This is a genomic window from Thalassospira sp. MIT1004 (assembly GCF_001858545.1).
GTDB classification, from domain to species: domain Bacteria; phylum Pseudomonadota; class Alphaproteobacteria; order Rhodospirillales; family Thalassospiraceae; genus Thalassospira; species Thalassospira xiamenensis.
Genome location: NZ_MCAO01000045.1, coordinates 240,501 through 260,329 on the forward strand (window position 1 = coordinate 240,501; position 19,829 = coordinate 260,329).

Consider the following 19,829-nt stretch of genomic DNA (forward strand, 5'->3'; position numbering starts at 1 on the left):
GGCGGATGCGGCATCAGCATGATCATGTGATTACTGCTGATCGCGGCGAAGCGCACGTTTGGCCGCATTCAGATCATTACCCGCATTCGTCGCGGTTGAACGGCTATTGACCTGCGGGCGAAGCCGGTTGCGTTCCATAACGGTTGCGCCCTGCGGGTTGGCTGCCGGTTGGCCACCTGCATCCGGGACTTCCTGTTGGGCGGGTGTCAGATCAAGACGACGTGCCAATTCTGCATAACCATCGGCCAGCCGGGTACATTCGGTTTTACGCTGTTTGAGGAATTCCTCGATCAGCGGGAAGTAATGAATGGCTTCGTCCACCTTGGGATCCGTTCCCAGACGATAGGCCCCCAGACGGATCAGTTCCGCCATGTCTTCATAGGTTGCCAGCAGCTGACGGGCGCGCGAAACGATCTGGTTTTCATACTCGCTATTACATCCGGGCATGGTACGCGAAACACTGCGCAGGATATTGATCGCCGGATACCGACCCTGTTCGGCGATTGCGCGGTCCAGCACGACGTGGCCATCAAGAATACCACGCACCGCATCGGAAATCGGTTCGTTATGATCATCCCCGTCGACCAGAACGGTAAACAGGCCGGTCACCGATCCCTGCCCCGGCCCGCCCGGCCCGGCACGTTCCAGAAGGCGCGGCAATTCGGCAAACACCGTCGGGGTATAGCCCTTTGACGCGGGTGGTTCGCCGACCGAAAGGCTGATTTCGCGTTGCGCCATGGCAAAACGGGTCACAGAATCCATCATGCACAGCACGTCACGCCCGGTATCGCGGAAGAATTCGGACAGCGCCATGGTCATATAGGCAGCCTGACGTCGCATCAGTGGCGGCTCGTCCGAAGTGGCAACCACGACAACAGACCTGCGAAGGCCTTCTTCGCCCAGATCGTCTTCGATGAATTCGCGGGCTTCGCGGCCACGTTCACCGATCAGGCCGACAACCGAAACATCGGATGTCGTATGGCGGGTCATCATCGACAGCAAACTGGATTTACCAACCCCGGACCCGGCAAAGATGCCCATACGCTGCCCCCGGCAGCAGGTGAGAAAGGTATTCATCGCCCGCACACCCAGATCAATCTTCCCCGCCACACGCTGGCGCGAATGGGCCGATGGCGGTGCATTGCGGATCGGGTATGGTGTCGGTCCTTCGGTAAGCGGGCCCTTGCCATCGACCGGCTGGCCGAACGCATTGACCACACGCCCCAGCCAGCTTTCATCGGGATAGACCTGTGGTTGGGTGTCGGCCAGTTCGACTTCACAGCCAATCCCGATGCCATCAAGCATCCCGAACGGCATCAAAAGTGCTCGTTCATTCCGGAAACCGACAACTTCGCAAATTACGGCCACACCATCACGGCGTTTGACCTTGCAACGATCCCCCACCGAAAGCGCCCCTTCGACCCCGCCAATTTCAACCAGCAGGCCAAGAACAGCCGTTACCCGCCCGACAGTCCGGTAATCCGGAATGCGGCGAAGTTCGGCGACAATATTTCGGCCAATCTGGAACACGTTTGCGCTTTTCTGTTTGATGGGTTCCGATATGTGATGCGATCAGGAATTTTATCGCAGTCCCATGTCAAAGGGTGGCAAATTCGACCGCGTCGCACCAGATATAAGTGGCATAAACGGTATTAAAAACCCGTATATGCGGAATTACCATTAAAAATCCGGTATCGGCAATCATGGTCGTTAACGGCGCAAACCGTTGGGAAACTTCACATTCCCCGCACCATCTGCCTTTATCGATGAAAAAAAGTTAACAACATGCGACTCGCCTGCTTGCCACGAGTCGCAAAGCAACGTATCGTTAACGGAATGGAATAAAATTCCACACGGCAATCGTTGGGGCGCTTGTCGAAATTAGCCGGATTAACACGGATTTTTTGCGGAACACGGTAACGGAGCGGAACATGCGGGTGCTGCTTGTCGAAGATGACAACGCCACTGCTGACAGCATCGAGTTGATGCTGAAATCGGAGGGCATGGTTGTCGACACCACGGATCTTGGGGAAGATGGCCTCGAGATCGGTAAATTGTATGACTACGATATTATTCTTCTGGATCTCATGCTGCCGGACATCGACGGCTATGAAGTTCTCAGACGTTTGCGCGACGCACGCGTTGAAACCCCGGTGCTTATCCTGTCGGGGTTGACCGAAACCGAAGACAAGGTCAAAGGCCTTGGTTTTGGCGCGGATGACTATCTGACCAAGCCGTTTGACAAGGTTGAACTGCTGGCACGCATTCAGGCGATCGTTCGCCGGTCGCGCGGCCACGCACAATCGATGATTGCCACCGGCAGACTGAATGTGAACCTTGATGCACGCACGGTTGATGTTGATGGATCACCGCTGCATCTGACCGGCAAGGAATATGGCATCCTTGAATTGCTGTCGCTGCGCAAGGGCACGACATTGACCAAGGAAATGTTCCTGAACCATCTCTATGGCGGTATGGACGAGCCGGAGCTCAAGATCATCGACGTTTTCGTCTGCAAGCTGCGCAAGAAAATCCAGTCCGCCACCAAGGGCGACAATTACATCCATACAGTCTGGGGCCGGGGCTATGTCCTGCGCGATCCGGATGTAAACAGTAGTGCTGCCGCCTGAACGCAACGCAACTTTATCGCGTTCCGCTGCGCACGAAGTCAAAAACGCCCCGATGGATCGTCGGGGCGTTTTGCTTTTGGCGGGTGCGCGTTACACGGCAACCATCCTGATTTCTATTTCTTGTCTTCCGGCTTGCCAAAGCGCGACCGATCAAAGGTCGTGGACGGGCGGGTTGTTCCGCTGCCCGTGCTTCCGGTTCCGGTTGAAGGCCTTGCGGGCGGACTGCTGCCCGTGCCGCTTGAACCGGCGGTGCCTGTTGTGCCCAGGGGACGGCGATATGTCGATCCAGCCGTCCCAGTTGATCCTGCCGTCCCGGTAGTGCCGGTTGAAGGACGTGAATATGTGCTGCCGGAAGTACCGGTTGTTCCCGTTGTTGACGGACGGGTTGCTGTGCCGGTGCCCGTTGGGGTCGTGGGGCGTGCCGTGGTTCCGGTCGAAAGCCCGGGACGTGGCGGGGTTGTGGCTCCGGCACCTGCACTGGCGGTCGCACCACCAGTGGCAGTTTGCATATGTTTCGGCTTGGGAAACGCAAAACCGCCTGTCGCGGTACCACTCGCCGCCCCAGCCGCCGCACTGGCACCCGCCTGAATTTTCTCAAGTGCTGAAACATCGACATCCGGTGCCCCCGGACGGTTCAACTGATAGATGCCGCGTTGACGCGCAAGCGGTTTGAACTTGTCGGAAATCCCAAGAACCGTTTCCGCCCCGCCAAGGAACAGGAAGCCATCATCGGGCATCAATGCCGATATACGCGCCAGCACATCTGTCTTGGTTGGCTGATCAAAATAAATCAGAACGTTGCGGCAATAGACGATATCGAACTGACCCAGCGGCCGGAAATCCTCAAGCAGGTTGAATTCCTTGTATTGAACCTTGGAGCGGATTTCCTGCGAGATTTGCCACTGGTCTTCTTTCTTCTGGAAATATTTGACCAGAAGCTGGATCGGAAGCCCCCTTTGAACTTCAAACTGGGAATACAAACCAGCACGCGCCTTGGTCAGGATTTCGCGCGAAATGTCGGTTCCGATAATTTCAACCCGCCAGCCGGAAAGCTGGGATTTGAAATCTTCAAGGATCATCGCCAGCGAATAGGGTTCCTGCCCCGAAGATGCCGCCGCACACCAGATGCGCAGATGGCGCTTTGACGCGCGCTCCTTGATCATGTGCGGCAGAACGACATGCCGGAACTGGTCAAACGGCTTGGTATCGCGGAAGAAGAAACTTTCATTGGTTGTCATCGCATCGACGACTTCCTCGACAAGCACGCGGTCACCGCCGCGCAATGCCGCGATCAGCTCGGTCAGGTCCTTAAGCCCGCGCTTGCGTGCAATCGGCATCAGCCGGCTTTCGAGCAGATATGTCTTATCCTGGCTCAGAACGAGCCCGGATTTTGACTTTATAAGTCTGCTGACGAAATCGAAGTCTTCCGGCCTCATCATCTCGGCTTAACGACCCCCTGCAAATTTTTTGATATAGGCCGCGATGCCACCCACGGGGAGAACCGCCGAACAAATGCCTGCATGTGCCGCGGCACCGGGCATTCCCCATACAACGCTTGTCTGCTCGTCCTGTGCAACAACCATCCCCCCGGCACCCACGACAGCACGCCCACCCAGCATACCATCCTGTCCCATACCTGTAAGGATAGCCGTGAGTATATTACCACCGTAGCTTTCCACAAGGCTGCGGAGCATCGGATCAACCGACGGACGACAGAAGTTTTCTGGCGGGTTCTGGTTCAGAACAATTTTCCTGCTGTTGCCACGGCCCTCTATCACCATGTGGTAATCCCCGGGGGCAAGGTAAACCTGTCCGCCCTGAATTTGCATGCCCGTCTGGCCTTCCTGACATTTAAGCCCGGTCAGGCGGGTGATGTGTTCGGCAAGGATCGTGGTAAAAGTCGCAGGCATATGCTGGGTAATGAAAATCGGCTGACGCACTCCGGCAAGACCACGCAGAACCTCGAACAGGGCCTGCGGACCACCGGTCGAACTTCCGATGGCAATCGCTTCGACATTAAGCCGTTTTTCGGGAAGCAGACTGATCTGTCCGCCCGTGATCACCCGTTTTGCAGGTGCCGGTGCAGCGGCACCGGTCGGCGCCTTGGCGCGCGCTGCCGCCGCGGCGGCTGGGCTGCGTGCGGCCGGGGCGGCACGTTGTGGTGCCTGTTTGACCGGCGCATTTCGCGCCACTGCCCCACCACCAACAGCACCGCCCGATGTCTGGCGGGTTGACGGTTTGACATTCGCGCCTGTCGCCTTGGCATCACCGGCTGCAATTGCCGCCTCGCGGATCAGACGACCCGGATCGCGCGCAGGCATGTTGGTTGTTTGTGTAGCCGCATCACGGTTAATGGTCGTGGCCCCGCCTTCTTTGCCCTGCCCCTGTGCCGGGGATACCGGCTGCACGTGCTGAGGATGTTGGGGCTGAGGCATCGGGCGGGTCGACATCGGGCCAAGACGACCGGGCTGGTGCGTCGGACGCGGACGCAGTTCAGCGGTGAATCGTTTGCGCTGAACCCGGCCGGGCTTTTGCAATATCTGATGCTCCGCAGACAGTTCGGCCCGGAACGGTGCCGGAGCATCGCCAGCGGGCTTTTCTGTTGCGGAGGCGTCATCTTCCGGTGCAGCAGATTCCGGCAACTCTTCATGCCGTTCGGCGGTATCCACATCGTCAACGACGACCTGTTCTTCATGGATTTCTTCAAGCCGTGCCTGATCCGCCCCCAGCATCTTGCGACGCTGTTCAGCCCAGGCCTTGACCTTGTCGAGCAACTCGGCCCGGAAGCCTTCGCCAACATTAAGGTCCTTGGCCGAAGACGGTTTGGGAATGTAGTCCACAGCACCCAGTGTCATGGCCTGAAAACTGATATCGGCGTTTCGCTTGGTCAGGGTCGATGCCATGATCACGCGAACCGTCGGATCGATTTCAAGCAGCTTGGGTAATGCCGTCAGACCATCCATGACCGGCATTTCAATGTCGAGAACGACCGCTTCGATTCCGATCTCCTGACGCATGACGCCAAGCGCGTCTTCGCCATTGGCAACAGAACCGACGACCTCGATATCGTCGTCTTCCTGCAACATGCGGGTTACCAGACCACGCACGATTGCGGAATCGTCGACAATCAGGACTTTATAGGGTGGATGAATTGGCGTGTCTTCCACGTACCGACGTTCCCGTTAGAGCAACCGGACCAAAAACCAAGGCAAATGCACAGCGACGCTGACAGGAACCTTAAATCAGACCCACCTGCTCAAATTTTGCCTGGATGATCTCGCTGTCGAACGGTTTCATGATGTACTCGTTCGCACCGGCCGTAATGGCCTCCTGGATATGCTCGAGATCGTTTTCTGTAGTGCAGAACACGACAACGGGCTCATCACCACCAGGGGCTGCGCGCAGTTCCCGCAGGAAATCAATCCCGCTTTTCACCGGCATGTTCCAATCAAGCAACACCGCGTCTGGCATGGCTTCAAGGCATCGATCAATTGCCTCCTGCCCATCCACAGCCTCAATGACCGCAAATCCTATTTCTTCCAGGATACGGCGTGCCACCATTCTGATGACTTTCGAATCATCGACGACGAGACAACTCTTCATCGACTTCCTTCTCGCAAATTAGATCGTTAAGCCAAAACCGGCATTGTACCGGATGCATTTTGCACCCGGTACAGACTAACATAGCTAGCCAGCCTGTTTCACAGAAACCGTGAAATCAAGCAGACGGGTCACATCCAGAATGACAAGAAGCTTCTTGTCGAGCCGGAAAATGCCATCGGAAAATTCGCGCCAGCGCGGATCGAGCGTCGCAGGGTTCTGCTCGAACGCTTTTTGCGGAACGCTCAGAACTTCTCCGACCTGATCGACCATCAGGCTGTATAGTTCACCACCCTGATCGACCACTATGCTCATGCCCGGCACGTCGTCTTCGCGTTCACGAAGACCCAGACGTTTGCGAACATCAATCGCCGTGACAATGCGCCCACGCAGGTTCAGCGACCCTGCCACTTCGGGCGGAGCCAGCGGAATGCGCGTGATGCGCTGCGGACCAAGAACATCCTGAACCGTCAGAACCGGAATACCGAACAACTGCTTGCCGATATAGGCGGTAACGAAATCCTTCGTCGCCCCGCCAAGGTCAAGGGCCGTGCTCTGTTCTTTGCTCGGGACGAGTGCCTTTTTATCGCTCATTGGACTTTTCCCCGATTTACACTGCGCTCAGCGTCTGGATCAGCGTTGATACCAGCGCATCTCGATCGAATTTCGCGACATAGTCGCTAAAGCCAACCTGACGACCCCGTTCGAAGTCTTCCTCGCTGGTGTGCGAGGACAGCGCGATGATCGGGGTATCCCCCCAATGTTCATCATTCTGCAGGCTTTCGGCAAATTCGAAGCCGTTCATGCCCGGCATTTCGATATCACTGATGATCGCGTCGAACATTTCACCGCGATTTTTAAGATCAAGCGCCTGCTCGGCATTCTCGACCGCAATGACACGGAAACCGGACACCGACAGCATCGGTGTGAGAAGGTTACGGAAGAACGGGCTGTCATCGACCAGAAGCACACGTTTTTTCTCGCCGCCGGTATCCTCATGACCAAACCAGTCCGAGAACGCCAGTTCAAGATAGTAGCCAGCATCAATCAGATCGGTTGCCTTGCCGTCGATCACCGCAGACCCGACCAGACCATCCTGATCGGCTGTCAGTTCGACATTAAGGACGTCATCGACGATATCGACAATTTCGTCAACCACAAGGCCCATGGTCCGTTCGCGATCCTGGAAGACCAGGGTCGGCTGACGGCCTTCGGCTTTCATCTGATAGGAACCATCAATGAAGACCAGCGGCATCAGCTTACCACGATACTGAACCAGCGGACGACCGTTCGAATATTCGATGTTTTCGACATCGATTTCTTCGAGGCGGGCAACCAGTGCCAGCGGTACGGCACGAACTTCTGCACCGCCAGCCCGGAAGACCAGCATGGACGTCGTTTCGCGATCACCGGTATCGGAGCGCGCCTTGCTTTCGACACCCTGCGAACCACCAACGGTGATTTCGCCGGTGCGGGTCGCAATGCCGTTCGGATCCAGGATCATGATCACGCTACCGTCACCAAGGATGGTGTTCCCCGAGAACAGAGACAGGTCACGCAGGATCGGTGCGACCGGTTTAACCACGATTTCCTCGGTGTCGAACACTCGGTCAACGATGATACCGAAGGAATAGGTCCCAACCTGGGTGACGACGATGAAGGCTTCTTCATCCACGTCATCGACCGTTGTTTCGCCGTCATCAAGACCAAGAATTTTCTTGAGCGTGACAAGCGGCAGCAGACGGTTGCGCAGACGCAGGACAGGCGTATCGTGGATGCGTTCGATCGAATGATCGGAATTGCTTGAAGCCCGGACCAATTCCAGAACGCTGATCTGCGGAATGGCGAAACGTTCGCCGCCACTTTCAACGATCAGTGCCGAAACGATGGCAAGGGTGAGCGGGATTTTGATGATAAAGGTCGAACCACGGCCTTCGACCGATTTCAGTTCAACCGTACCACCGATTTTTTCGATGTTGGTACGGACCACGTCCATGCCGACACCACGCCCCGAAACCGAGGTCACCTTTTCGGCGGTCGAGAAACCGGCCTTGAAGATGAACTGGTGGATTTGCGAATCCGCCATGCCGTCAAGATCGCTTTCGGTTGCAAGACCATTGGCAATCGCCTTGGCCTTGATCCGTTCAATATTGAGACCGCGGCCATCGTCGGAAATCTCGATGATGATGTGGCCGCCTTCGTGATAGGCATTCAGCGTAACCGTACCGGTTTCCGGCTTGCCAGCTTCACGACGCCCCGGAATATCTTCAAGACCATGGTCGGCAGAGTTACGGACCATGTGGGTCAGCGGATCCTTGATGAGTTCAAGCACCTGACGGTCAAGTTCCGTATCGGCACCGATCATCTGCAGATCGATTTTCTTGTTCATCTCAAGCGCAAGGTCGCGAACAATACGCGGCAGTTTCGCCCAAGCGTTGCCAATCGGCTGCATACGCGTTTTCATCACACCTTCCTGAAGGTCGGTAGTGATGTGCGACAGGCGCTGCAAGGGAACGGTAAATTCGCTGTCATCCTTGCCGCGAACCATCTGCAACAGCTGGTTACGGGTCAGAACAAGCTCGGAAACCAAGGTCATAAGGTTTTCAAGCAGCTCGACGTTCACACGGATCGTCTGAGCCGCGACAGAACTTTCCTTGGCCTCGCCACGCTGCGCTTCGGCCTTTGGCCCCTCGGACGCAGCGGCCTTGGCCGGGGCAACTGCCTGCGACTTTGCTGCTGCGGGCGGGGCGGCTGCCGGTGCGGGTTTCTTGGGCGCAGGAGCAGGTTCCGGCTCCTGAATATCCGGGTCGACTTCGGTTGCATCGAAAATTGCCTGCAACCGCTCATCATCGGTCATCGGCACTTCTTCGGCGACTTCTTCCTCGACCGGGGCGGCGGCTGCCGGTGCGGCGCTTCCGCCCATAATCGTACCGGTATCGGCAAAAAGGTTAAGACGCGCGATCAGATCTGCATCGTTGCCATCCGGTTCGGTTTCATTCTGCTCAAGCTCGCTCAGCAGATATTTGATCGTATCAATGGATTCAAGAACAAGCGTCACCGCATCCGGTGTTACAACCAGTTCGCCATCACGGATCTTGCCAAGCACGTTTTCACCGGCATGCGCAACTGCTTCCAGTCGCGGCAACCCAAGAAATCCGCATGTCCCCTTGATGGTATGCACCAGGCGGAAAATATTCGACAGAATATCCGGATCGTTCGGATTCTGCTCCAGTTTGACCAGCTCGACGTCAAGCGTCGAAAGGCTCTCCGAAGTCTCTGTCAGAAATTCACTTAAAAGATCGTCCATAAACCCCCTCCACATCTCCGACAATCATACTGTTTGCCGGAACCGGAACGCCCATCCCCACGACCAGTGCGCGAAACACACGTTCAATCCGTTACTTACGTAGAACCTAGCACACCGTATTACCAGACCCGCATGTGTTTTTTTTAATCATAGATCAATGCAACATTTCCGTCCTCTTGCAAGACTGAAAGCGCACCACCAGTCCGATGCGCAAGATTTCGCAGGAAAAAGCCATGTACGGTCCGGGGATCAAGCTGTTCCGGGGCCACTTCATTTTTCATGACATTTTCCACATCGGGGCGAAACGCGGCACGTTTTCCGGTTGCATTGACCGAAATCCGCCCCCCGGATTCGCATGTAACAACAATATCCCCACCAAACGGCAAAGCTTCACGGGCCAACATCACCATATTGAGCACAAGCCTTCCATGAGCTGGATCAATTCCAATTCCAGTTTGATCCCACAGAAGGGTCACCTTGCCTTCGGCCTCGAAACTCTGGGCAACCGCATCGCGCATCGATTTTGTGTCAACGCTGTTGCCTGCGCGCCCGAATGCCAGACGGAACAATTGCAACCGGCGCGCGGCCTCAAGCCCGCTTTTGCGCATCAGCGCAAGTGCCTCGTCATCGGCAACACCGGCCTCACCCATCAGTTCGGCACCGGCATTCACAGCCCCCACAGGCCCGACAAGGTCGTGGCAAATGCGCGAGCTGATCAGCTCGATCAGGATCAGTTCCACTGCTCTGTCCTGTTCCATGTAACGGGTATCTCCAAGAATTCTGTTCAACAGGTCCGCACTGCTTCCCCAAAACAATACGTGGCTCACATCTGGTCGCCCGGTCGATATTTGGGACATGATCGGATCACGGTCGGTGTAAACCGCGCCCAGATTGCAGCCTGATGTGTTAAAACCTTCTTTAACCTGCGGATTTTTGCCGCATTTGCAGACCGGCAAATTTTGCCCATCATCGACGGGCCTCAAAAGATGTGACTATCATCATTGTGCATTATTTGTTCCGGGCCTATTGCCTGACTATATTAAAAAGACCAACATCAGACAAAAGAGCTTGATCATGGATTTTCTGCTCACACCTGGCACCATTGTCCGCCATCCTGGCCAGCCCGACTGGGGCCTTGGTCGCATTCAGGCGGTAGACGGCGACAGGATCGCCGTCAATTTCGAAGAAGCCGGACGCCAGATCATCCGCCCACGCCATGTCGTGCTTGAAATTGTCGAGGCTGCCGTCGGCTATGAATAACAGCACGTAACCGCCTGCGATGGCACGGAACTTGCTGAAATGAAAAGATTGAATAATTCGGCGTCTTGACGGAATTTGATACGCAAGATCGCATCCATCGGCTACCGGGCGAATCAATCCGGTGATCTGATTTAAATGATAACAAGGTCGGAACGGGTAAATGATTGCAATCGTCAAACCACCGCGGGACAGCTTCAAACAGCGTCACCACTCCGCCGCATTCGCCGTACTCGAACAATTTGCCGCCGGCCTCATCGAACAGGCCAAGGCGCATGGCGGCACCCTCAGCGCCGAACAGATTTCAAGCGCGCTGGAAACATTGCGCGGGCAGAATAAGCTGTTTGACGCGGCATGGATGACGCTTGAAGCCGATCTTGATACCGTCAAGACCCGCCAGAATGCCGCTGTCCGCCACGATCCGCTGGGCCGCCTTCTGGTCAGCCGTTTTGCCCATCAGCTTGAAGGCCGCGAAGCGGGCGATCTGGAACATGGGGCACTGTCGCGCGAAATCCTGCAACCCTTCTTCAAGGTCATCCGCATGATGGTTGGCATGGATATGCTGCAGGAAATTGATGGCGAAATACAGACCATCATTGAACAGCATGCCGACGAAGAAGATGAATTGCGTGATCCGACAGATTACTGGGATCACCTTGCCGAAGAGCCACAGGTCGCCAACCGGCTTAATCTGGTCTTCTCACGCATGGCCCTGCATTTCAAGGATTACGAGCGGCGTAAAAACTGGATGATCCAGTTGGTCAATGACAACATGCCACATGGCGATCATGCATGGACCTTTACCGAGGAACATTGTGTACGATTGCTGCGCGCCCTGTTCCGCGATGTACGTTCCGCCCTGTCCAAGCCGGAACGTTCGGCCGAACTGGTTGCCAAGCTTGGCAGCGAGAATGTCGAGACGCTACGCAATGTCATGGCATCGCTTGATCGCGACGTCGCGACCCTCCACATCCGCGAAGCCGAAAACTGGGAATAGGCATTCGATAATTCCTGAATTTCCTGACAGATAGAAACACCGCGGCGGATATTTCCCGCGGTTTTTCTGATGTCATCTGACGGAAAGGTGATGATTTCATCACAAATCGGGGTGGCCAAATCAATCCCCCCTGTGCGAAAGTCGAACTTGCGCACTACATAGCGTTTCCAGACCAATAAACAGAAACAAGCGCCGCCGCCATGACCAGACCGCTGATTGACAAATATGGCCGCCATGTATCGTACCTTCGGGTATCGGTGACGGATCGCTGTGACTTCCGCTGCACCTATTGCATGGCCGAAAGCATGATCTTTCTGCCAAAATCCGAAGTCCTGACACTTGAAGAACTCGATCAGCTCTGTTCGGCCTTCATTGCGCGCGGTGTACGCAAACTGCGCTTGACCGGGGGCGAGCCACTGGTGCGCCGTGGCATCATGGACCTGATCAGGGATTTGTCGCGTCATCTTAGATCCGGTGGGCTTGACGAACTGACCATGACGACCAATGGCAGCCAGCTTGCGACCTACGCCGATGATCTGGCACGTCTTGGCGTCAAACGGCTCAACATCTCGCTTGATAGTCTTGATCATCAGAAATTCGCCGAAATCACCCGCCGTGGCCGCCTTGAACAGGTGCTAAGCGGGCTTGAGGCTGCCAAACAGGCAGGACTCAAGATCAAGATCAACACGGTCGCCCTTCGCAATTTCAACGAAGACGAAATTTCCCGTCTTGTCGCCTGGTGCGGCAAGGAAGGCTTTGATCTTTGCCTGATTGAAACCATGCCGCTTGGCGATATTGACGGGGATCGCACAGATCAATATCTGCCGCTGACCGCCGTTCGTGAACGGCTGGAACAGGAATATACTCTGATCCCGTCCGAATATGTCACCCCCGGCCCGGCACGCTATGTCACGGTTGCCGAAACCGGCGGGCGTCTTGGTTTCATAACACCGCTTACCCATAATTTCTGTGAGGGCTGCAACCGCGTGCGCGTGACCTGTACCGGTACGCTTTACATGTGCCTTGGGCAGGAAGACCACGTTGATCTGCGCGCGGCCCTCCGCTCGGGCGCACCCGAAACCCTTGACCGTCTACTTGACGAAGCCATGCTGCTGAAACCCAAGGGCCATGATTTCGTCATCGACCGCAAGGGCCAGAAACCCGCAGTCGGCCGCCATATGAGCATGACGGGCGGCTGATCCGAACATCACTCCATTCCAGTTACAGGCATAAAATGAACATTCTGATTGTCGGCGGCGGCATCGCCGGTTTGTCTGCGGCCATTGCCCTGCAAGGCGACGGACATGACATTGCGATTGCCGAAACCCTTGATGGCTGGAAACCGGCCGGGGCGGGGTTGCACCTGCCCGGCAATGCGGTGACGGCCCTTCGGGACCTTGGCATTGATCAGGATGTTGCCGACAAATCCTGTGCCTTTCCACGACTGGATTATTTCGATCATCGTGACCGGAAACTGTTTGCACTTGAAACCGAACAGCTCGGCTGGCCGACATTTCAGGCCCTGACCCGCAGCGACTTTCACGAAATCCTGTGCGCCAGACTGACAACACCGACCATCCGGTTTGGTCTTTCCGTATCCAACATCAGTAACGCACCCGATCAGGCACAGGTTCGTTTTACCGACGGCACGACCGGCAGCTTTGATCTTGCGATCGGTGCGGACGGGATCAATTCAGCCGTTCGACGCCTGGTTTTTGGCCCGGAACATGTCCCACAGCCGACCGACTATATCTGCTGGCGCTGGATCACGGATTATCCCTTTGGCCTGACCGCGCCCAAATTCATCATCGGTCACGGGCAGGTTATTCTGGTGATGCCGGTGGGGGATAGCCGATTTTATATCTATGCCAGCACCTATGATCCGGGCGAAAGAATACACGACTTGCCGACAAGCGAGCTTGCCGCCCATTTTGCCCGGTTTGATGGTCCTGTGCGCGATATGCTAGGCACAATCGGAACGGACACCATCATTCACGAAGGCCGTCTTCAGCAAATGGTCATGCCCGAATGGGTTGCGGGGCGTGTGGTACTGATCGGGGATGCAGCACATGGCACCCTTCCGACCATGGCACAGGGGGCGACGCAATCGATCAAGGATGGCTTGGCACTGGCCAATGCCCTTCGCAAACAACCCGACATCACAATCGCGCTTGCCGACTGGCAGGCTGGCCGACTGCCCGAAGCACACTGGGTCCAGCAACAATCCCTGCAACGCATGGGTTTCGCCAAAATCCGCGGCAAGACCGGTGTCTGGTTGCGCAATACCCTTATGCGCAGGATCGGCCCGAAGATTGTTGCATCGGGCTTCCGTCCGCTGATTGACGGTATGGCAGGCAACCGCAAGGACTAGGTGAAAGCCTTTCGGACCTGCTCGATTGCCGTCATCGCAACGGCATGGCTTTCCGCCGCCAGCAGATGTGCAGGGCAACGCGCGCAATCCGAACTGCCAAACCCGGCAATCGGAATGGAAATGCCCGGTACCATACCCAAAGCAGCACGCAAATCGCATTCACACCCATCGGGCATGACAAGCATCGCAACCAATTGCCCGGTGCCGTTGGTCAGTTCATCGACATGCCAATGCTGTTTTTTCTCCGTCCGGCAATGACGTTTGACACGGGCCGCAATGCCACCCGATCCGTTGGCAGAACCGCAATAAAGATAAGTGCCCCGGCGCAGGATGGCCCCGGCGAAGCGTTTGTTCCGTAAAACCAGATCAGCAGAAAGATCAATCACGAGAATGTAGGCTCCGGCAACTTTGGGAAGCAGCCGGAGGGTTTCATCATTTATGTCAGCAACAAGCCGCGTCAAAGTCACAGCAGCAGATCAACCGAAAGACCGGGGCCGCGCGTGCCATTGGCAAGCACGGGTTCACAATCCTCGTTGATCCGTGACGCGATGCGCTGTCGCAAGGCACTGAAACGTTCCGACGTCACGACATCAACAGGCTGATCCAGATGAACCTCGATCCGGTAAACACCGCCAACCGGGGTTCTGGTGACACCGCGGATTTGGCCGCACACCGCATGGCCGAGATAGGACCCGGCAAAGCGTTTGCCGATACCAAGATCGGCGATCCGGACCGGTTCGCGTTTGCGCGTCATGGCAATCGCGGTGTTCCAGTCACGAAATCCATGGCTTTGCGCCAGAAGCTCCAGGCTTCCGGTGTGGGAAACCGTCATCTTACGGCTGGCCAGTGCCTTGCGCAGGCGTTTTGCCTGCTGCTTAAGCATTTCCGCCGGATCGCCCGATGCGATTTTCGCAAAATCGGCAAGCTCGACCGGTGTCTGTTCAGACTTTTCGGGCGGGTTATGAACGGGTTGGGTCATTTTCGTCTCCTGACAGGAGGCCGGGTGTCCGCATTGCCGGTCCGACGTCACAAGAAGACGGGGAACCGATAAAATCGTCTGCATCACTTTACCATGAGCCAAAGCCCCGCGAACGGCCGGTGTGTGCAACCGCGCATTTCGTAGCGCAATGTGCCGCAAAACACAAGCACCACCATATCTTTGACCGCGCGAAGCGCATTACCGCTTGCAGAAATTGACAGCCCCTACAGGGACAACATATACCAGAATTAACAAATATCGCCGGGCACCCGGATGAATGCGCCAAACAGGGCGCAAGGGTATTCGACCAATTATAAGGAATTAGCGCCATGGCCATGGAAGCCCACGAAATCGAAACGATGATCAAGGAAGCCCTTCCCGATGCACAGGTCCGCATCGAGGACCTTCGCGGTGATGGCGATCATTATGCGGCAATCGTTGTGTCCGAGTCCTTCCGCGGTAAAACCCGCGTGATGCAGCACCAGATGATCTATTCGGCCCTCAAAGGCAAAATGGGCGGTGACCTGCACGCCCTTGCGCTTCAGACTTCCGCACCGGAATAAGTTCCGGCCGCACGCACGGGGCCGCCTTGCGTTTGCCACCATCCTTGCAAGGCCGCCAGAAAATTACGGGCACCGATCAGCTTCGGTGCCCTTGATAATTCCCGACCTAGACCAGAATGACTACCCGTATTCGAACCCGGATCAATATCCGGGCTTCCGCTCCGGTTCAGGCTTGAATATCGTTCTGCCCATCGGGCACCTGCCGTTTGGCCCCACAAAATGACCATGGTTCAATAACGATGTCCTCATCCCAAAAACCGGCTTTGATCGGTGCCGGACCGCTGGCGGGGCTTGGTGCCTTTGTCATCTGGGGCTTTCTGGGCTTCTATTTCAAAATCATCGATTTCGCGAGCCCGTTTGAAATTCTCGCCCATCGCATCCTATGGTCGGCGATCCTGACATTGACACTGGTTTTTGTCCTGAAACGTCGTGCGCGATTGTGGGACCTGCTGTCGTCCAAGCGCACCATGGGATTGTTATTCATAAGCAGCCTGCTGATCGCCGGGAACTGGGTGATCTATATCTGGTCGGTCCATATCGGACATGCGCTTGAAGCCAGCCTTGGCTATTACATCATGCCGCTGATCATGCTGATCCTTGGTCGCATCTTCTTTGGCGAGAAGCTTAATCGCATTCAGATCGTCTCGGTACTGATCTGCTTTGCCGGGGTTCTGAACCTTCTGGTGTTTTTCGGATCACTGCCGTGGATTGCGCTTAGTCTGTCGTTGCTGTTCGGCTTTTATGGCGTCATCCGCAAATTTGTTCCGGCCGATCCGATTGCCGGTCTGTTTGTCGAATGTCTGCTCCTGTCGCCGATGGCATTTGGCTATCTGGTCTGGCTGAATGCATCGGGCACCATGGCCTTCACCAATCTGGGAATCGGCCATGATGCCCTGCTGGTGTCGCTGGGTGCTGTCACAACCATTCCGTTGGTGCTGTTTGCCTTTGCCGCCCGGAACATGAAATTTTCCGCGCTTGGCCTGATGCAGTATCTGAATCCGACGATCCAGTTCTTTGTCGCGGTTCTGTTGCTCGGCGAAACTTTTACCCAGGCGCATATGATAACTTACGCGCTGGTCTGGATCGGACTTGGCATTTTCACCTGGGATAATCTGCGGACTGCACGGCAATTACGCCGCAAGAGTTGACAGAACCGCCCCTTCCAGCCATATCTTCGGCCATAAAACCATAACCCGAAATATCGCGGCAGAGAGATCGCCGCCTTTGCAGCCAAGGACAACCAACATGACCGACAATCCGGTTTTTGATCGCATCCAGAAAGACATCAACGATAACGACGTCGTTCTGTTCATGAAGGGCACCTCGATGTTCCCGCAATGCGGTTTCTCGGCCGCCGTCGTTCAGGTCCTTGCCGAACTCGGCGCGCCGTTCAAGGACATCAACGTTCTGGTCGACCCGGCAATCCGTCAGGGCATCAAGGACTTCTCGAACTGGCCGACCATTCCGCAGCTTTACGTCAAAGGCGAATTCGTTGGCGGTTGCGACATCGTTCGTGAAATGTATGCCTCGGGCGAACTGGCCCAGCACCTCAAAGACAAGGGCGTTGCTGTCGCTGCCTGATCAAGGCGGATGGCGCAGACCCGAACCGGTCTGACACCCGATGATTTAAAACGCGCCGCGCAGATGCCCGGCGCGTTTTTTATTGCCCCAAGCCCTGCGTGCATATGGGCCGATGCTGTAAAACCATTCCTTAATACCCCTGTTTGGCTGTATCATCTTGCCAAAAGGAATTCGTTTTTACGAACAGGACGTTGGGCGGGACATTATGAAAATCACAACAAAAATCCTGATGTGTTTCGGCCTCTGGCTGCTTGTGGCGGGCATGCCAGACTGGGCACATGCACAGCCTGCCTTGGCTACAATGGCCGCTCAAAACGAAGAACAGACCACGGAAAAAACCGATCCATCCGATGATGCCTTCTCCGATACGGCTGAAACGACCTTCAGCTATTACGACTTCCTTGATGCCGGGGTGGCGCGCACCCGCGAACAGATTGCAGATACGATTACCGGCCTTGAAACCTTTCCCGATGAAATGGCACAAACCGGCGATTTTCTGTCATCAGATATCGGCCGCAGGGGGCTGATGCGCCTTGCGCTGTTTACCGTGATCTTTGTCGGTGTCGGATTGATCGTCGAATTCCTGTATCGCCGGGCTGCTGCCCCACTCTGTAGTTATCTTGAAGCACAACACCCCACCCGATTTTTCGACCGACTGCGTCAGATGGCGCTTTTATCCGTCCTGTCGCTACTGTCTTTGACGGTCTTTGCCATCGGCTCAATCGGTGCCTTCATGATTTTTGACTGGCCGCCCCTGATGAAGGGAGCGCTTCTGTCGATGCTCGCCGCGTTCTTTGCTCTGCGTCTTGTCATGATCGTGCTGCAATTCCTGTTTGCGCCGCAGGCTGAAGGCCTTCGGATGATCGATGTCGATCCGCAGACCGCAGCGACACTGGCACGTACCATCACCATCGCAAGTGGCGTGTCGTTATTTGCCTTTGCGCTGGCCGGGGTTTTCCGGCAGTCACCGGCAATGGTCCATAGCGACATCATTCTTTTTGATATCGCGGTCGTGATCAGTGTTCTGACGTTTTGCATCGCGACGGTTTCGCTGACGCGTTATTTCGCTACTCACCGGCTCATGGGCGCAGTTGAAAAGATTGCCCTGCCCGTATCGCTTTCCCGCTTATGGCCCGTCATTGTTTGCGCCTATCTGATGGCACTCGGCGCGACGACCATTCTGGCGGCAGACCGTTTCATGAAGTGCCTGCTGGCGATTGGCATTGCCTGCCTGTTTGATGTAATTTTCCGCAACATCATCGAAAGCCAGCATCGCAAAAAATCCAGAATGGCCGAGGCCAAAGCAGATGCCATCAATGCCCGCGCCGAAGCAGCGACAATTGAAGCCGGGGAAGAATTCAAACCTGTTCAGCCGGACCTTCCGGTCTTTACCCCGGTTCTGAAACGCGGTGTGCGGCTTCTGGCCATCGTCTTTGTTCTTGCCAGTTTCTGGCGTATCTGGGGATTTGATCGACTTGCGCTTGCCGAAGATGCCGGGATCATCGCGCGAGCGCTTGATGCCTCGACCGAGATCATCATGATCCTGCTGATCGCCGATCTGGTCTGGTCCCTGATCAAGGCGTTCCTTGACGAGCGCATGAGCCAAAGCGGCGCGGGCGGCGGACATAGCGACGGCGAAGGGGGCGGCACCGGGTTATCGCGGATTGAAACCCTGTTACCGCTTTTGAAAAACTTCGCGCTGACCGTCATCGTCATCATGGTGGTGATGGTGACATTGTCCGCCCTTGGGGTTGATATCGGCCCGCTGATTGCCGGTGCTGGCGTTGTTGGCCTTGCCATCGGCTTTGGCAGTCAGGCGCTCGTACGCGACGTTGTCGCAGGGGTTTTCTTCCTGCTTGATGATGCCTTCCGGCTTGGCGAATATATCGAAGTCGATAATCTGCGCGGACGGGTTGAAAATATCTCGATCCGGTCGATGCAGTTGCGCCATCATCGTGGCCCCCTGCAAACCGTGCCCTTTGGCGCAATCAAATCGATCATCAATCACAGCCGCGACTGGGTGATCGTCAAACTTGAATTCCGTGTGCCGTTTGAAACCGACGTCAACAAGATCAAGAAGCTGGTCAAAAGGCTGTCTGCCGAACTGCTTGAAGACCCGTTGATCGGTGACAGCTTTATCGAGCCACTGAAATCTCAGGGCGTGCGCCGGATGGAAGAATTCAACATGGTGATCGGGCTTAAATATACCGCCAAACCCGGCGAACAATTCACCATCCGCAAAACCGTCTATCAAAGCGTTCTGGCGATGTTCAAGGAAAACGGCATCCACATGGCATCGCGCAATGTGAAGGTCGATGTGCCGGACGACGCCACACCGGAACAGAAGAAAGAAGCGATTGCCGCCGCTGCCCAACAGGCGTCCGAACAGGTCATCCCGCCAAAGGGCTGAACGTTTCTTTTTCGTATCGACCGGCAAAGCAAAACGCCCGCTGTTTCCAGCGGGCGTCAGACTGCTGACAAAGTCCTCGCCATTGGCGGGGACTTTTGATTCAATGGGGAATGCTTAAGAAACCCAGCCCACAT

The 19,829-nt window shown here is 55.8% G+C and carries 18 protein-coding genes; 9 read left to right on the plus strand and 9 right to left on the minus strand.

What is annotated here, in order from left to right:
* Positions 1 to 30: 30 nt before the first annotated feature.
* The gene (gene fliI, locus BC440_RS19880) at positions 31 to 1,530 is read right to left on the minus strand and encodes a flagellar protein export ATPase FliI (RefSeq protein ID WP_071241101.1); all 1,500 of its coding nucleotides are present in this window, start codon (positions 1,528 to 1,530) and stop codon (positions 31 to 33) included.
* 401 nt (positions 1,531 to 1,931) lie between these two features.
* On the opposite strand from fliI, the gene BC440_RS19885 reads away from it, so the two are divergent.
* The gene (locus BC440_RS19885; protein ID WP_007091320.1) at positions 1,932 to 2,630 is read left to right on the plus strand and encodes a response regulator transcription factor CtrA; all 699 of its coding nucleotides are present in this window, start codon (positions 1,932 to 1,934) and stop codon (positions 2,628 to 2,630) included.
* Between the two features lie 113 nt (positions 2,631 to 2,743).
* Here BC440_RS19885 and BC440_RS23685 read toward each other — a convergent pair whose 3' ends face one another.
* The 6 genes from BC440_RS23685 to BC440_RS19915 form a co-directional block, all read right to left on the minus strand.
* Positions 2,744 to 4,069, minus strand: a complete 1,326-nt coding sequence (locus BC440_RS23685) for a protein-glutamate O-methyltransferase CheR (protein WP_071241102.1) — start codon at positions 4,067 to 4,069, stop codon at positions 2,744 to 2,746.
* A 6-nt stretch (positions 4,070 to 4,075) separates the two neighbouring features.
* Positions 4,076 to 5,797, minus strand: coding sequence for a chemotaxis protein CheB (locus BC440_RS19895; RefSeq protein WP_007091318.1), 1,722 nt, complete (start codon positions 5,795 to 5,797; stop codon positions 4,076 to 4,078).
* A 70-nt stretch (positions 5,798 to 5,867) separates the two neighbouring features.
* Positions 5,868 to 6,233, minus strand: a complete 366-nt coding sequence (locus BC440_RS19900) for a response regulator (protein WP_007091317.1) — start codon at positions 6,231 to 6,233, stop codon at positions 5,868 to 5,870.
* Between the two features lie 84 nt (positions 6,234 to 6,317).
* Positions 6,318 to 6,824 (minus strand): chemotaxis protein CheW, encoded by a 507-nt coding sequence (locus tag BC440_RS19905; protein ID WP_007091316.1) that lies wholly within the window; start codon positions 6,822 to 6,824, stop codon positions 6,318 to 6,320.
* Positions 6,825 to 6,840: 16 nt separating this feature from the next.
* Positions 6,841 to 9,537, minus strand: a complete 2,697-nt coding sequence (locus BC440_RS19910; RefSeq protein ID WP_071241103.1) for a chemotaxis protein CheW — start codon at positions 9,535 to 9,537, stop codon at positions 6,841 to 6,843.
* Between the two features lie 143 nt (positions 9,538 to 9,680).
* Complete coding sequence (locus BC440_RS19915) at positions 9,681 to 10,295, minus strand: histidine phosphotransferase family protein (protein WP_110252634.1); 615 nt, start codon at positions 10,293 to 10,295, stop codon at positions 9,681 to 9,683.
* A 316-nt stretch (positions 10,296 to 10,611) separates the two neighbouring features.
* Here BC440_RS19915 and BC440_RS19920 point away from each other — a divergent pair, with 316 nt between their 5' ends.
* The 4 genes from BC440_RS19920 (at position 10,612) to BC440_RS19935 (ending at position 14,162) form a co-directional block, all read left to right on the plus strand.
* Positions 10,612 to 10,797: a DUF3553 domain-containing protein gene (locus tag BC440_RS19920; RefSeq protein ID WP_007091313.1), complete on the plus strand. Its 186-nt coding sequence runs from the start codon at positions 10,612 to 10,614 to the stop codon at positions 10,795 to 10,797.
* Between the two features lie 160 nt (positions 10,798 to 10,957).
* Positions 10,958 to 11,791, plus strand: a complete 834-nt coding sequence (locus tag BC440_RS19925) for a hypothetical protein (protein ID WP_071241104.1) — start codon at positions 10,958 to 10,960, stop codon at positions 11,789 to 11,791.
* Between the two features lie 200 nt (positions 11,792 to 11,991).
* Positions 11,992 to 12,990, plus strand: a complete 999-nt coding sequence (gene moaA / locus BC440_RS19930; protein WP_071241105.1) for a GTP 3',8-cyclase MoaA — start codon at positions 11,992 to 11,994, stop codon at positions 12,988 to 12,990.
* A 35-nt stretch (positions 12,991 to 13,025) separates the two neighbouring features.
* Positions 13,026 to 14,162: an FAD-dependent monooxygenase gene (locus BC440_RS19935; RefSeq protein ID WP_071241106.1), complete on the plus strand. Its 1,137-nt coding sequence runs from the start codon at positions 13,026 to 13,028 to the stop codon at positions 14,160 to 14,162.
* Here BC440_RS19935 and BC440_RS19940 read toward each other — a convergent pair.
* Together BC440_RS19940 and BC440_RS19945 are read right to left on the minus strand one after the other, a co-directional pair.
* Positions 14,159 to 14,548 carry a GIY-YIG nuclease family protein gene (locus BC440_RS19940; protein WP_247643618.1) on the minus strand — a complete coding sequence of 130 codons (390 nt, stop codon included), beginning with the start codon at positions 14,546 to 14,548 and terminating at the stop codon, positions 14,159 to 14,161. The genes BC440_RS19935 and BC440_RS19940 overlap by 4 nt on opposite strands.
* 77 nt (positions 14,549 to 14,625) lie before the next feature.
* Positions 14,626 to 15,141 carry a glyoxalase superfamily protein gene (locus BC440_RS19945; RefSeq protein ID WP_071241107.1) on the minus strand — a complete coding sequence of 172 codons (516 nt, stop codon included), beginning with the start codon at positions 15,139 to 15,141 and terminating at the stop codon, positions 14,626 to 14,628.
* 329 nt (positions 15,142 to 15,470) lie between these two features.
* On the opposite strand from BC440_RS19945, the gene BC440_RS19950 reads away from it, so the two are divergent.
* From BC440_RS19950 to BC440_RS19965, 4 genes are all read left to right on the plus strand, one after another.
* Complete coding sequence (locus BC440_RS19950; RefSeq protein WP_007091307.1) at positions 15,471 to 15,704, plus strand: BolA family transcriptional regulator; 234 nt, start codon at positions 15,471 to 15,473, stop codon at positions 15,702 to 15,704.
* A gap of 239 nt (positions 15,705 to 15,943) precedes the next feature.
* Positions 15,944 to 16,852 carry an EamA family transporter RarD gene (rarD, locus tag BC440_RS19955; RefSeq protein WP_071241108.1) on the plus strand — a complete coding sequence of 303 codons (909 nt, stop codon included), beginning with the start codon at positions 15,944 to 15,946 and terminating at the stop codon, positions 16,850 to 16,852.
* Between the two features lie 97 nt (positions 16,853 to 16,949).
* Positions 16,950 to 17,285: a Grx4 family monothiol glutaredoxin gene (gene grxD, locus BC440_RS19960; protein WP_007091305.1), complete on the plus strand. Its 336-nt coding sequence runs from the start codon at positions 16,950 to 16,952 to the stop codon at positions 17,283 to 17,285.
* A 205-nt stretch (positions 17,286 to 17,490) separates the two neighbouring features.
* Positions 17,491 to 19,695 carry a mechanosensitive ion channel family protein gene (locus BC440_RS19965; RefSeq protein WP_071241109.1) on the plus strand — a complete coding sequence of 735 codons (2,205 nt, stop codon included), beginning with the start codon at positions 17,491 to 17,493 and terminating at the stop codon, positions 19,693 to 19,695.
* The last annotated feature ends 134 nt before the right edge of the window (positions 19,696 to 19,829 follow it).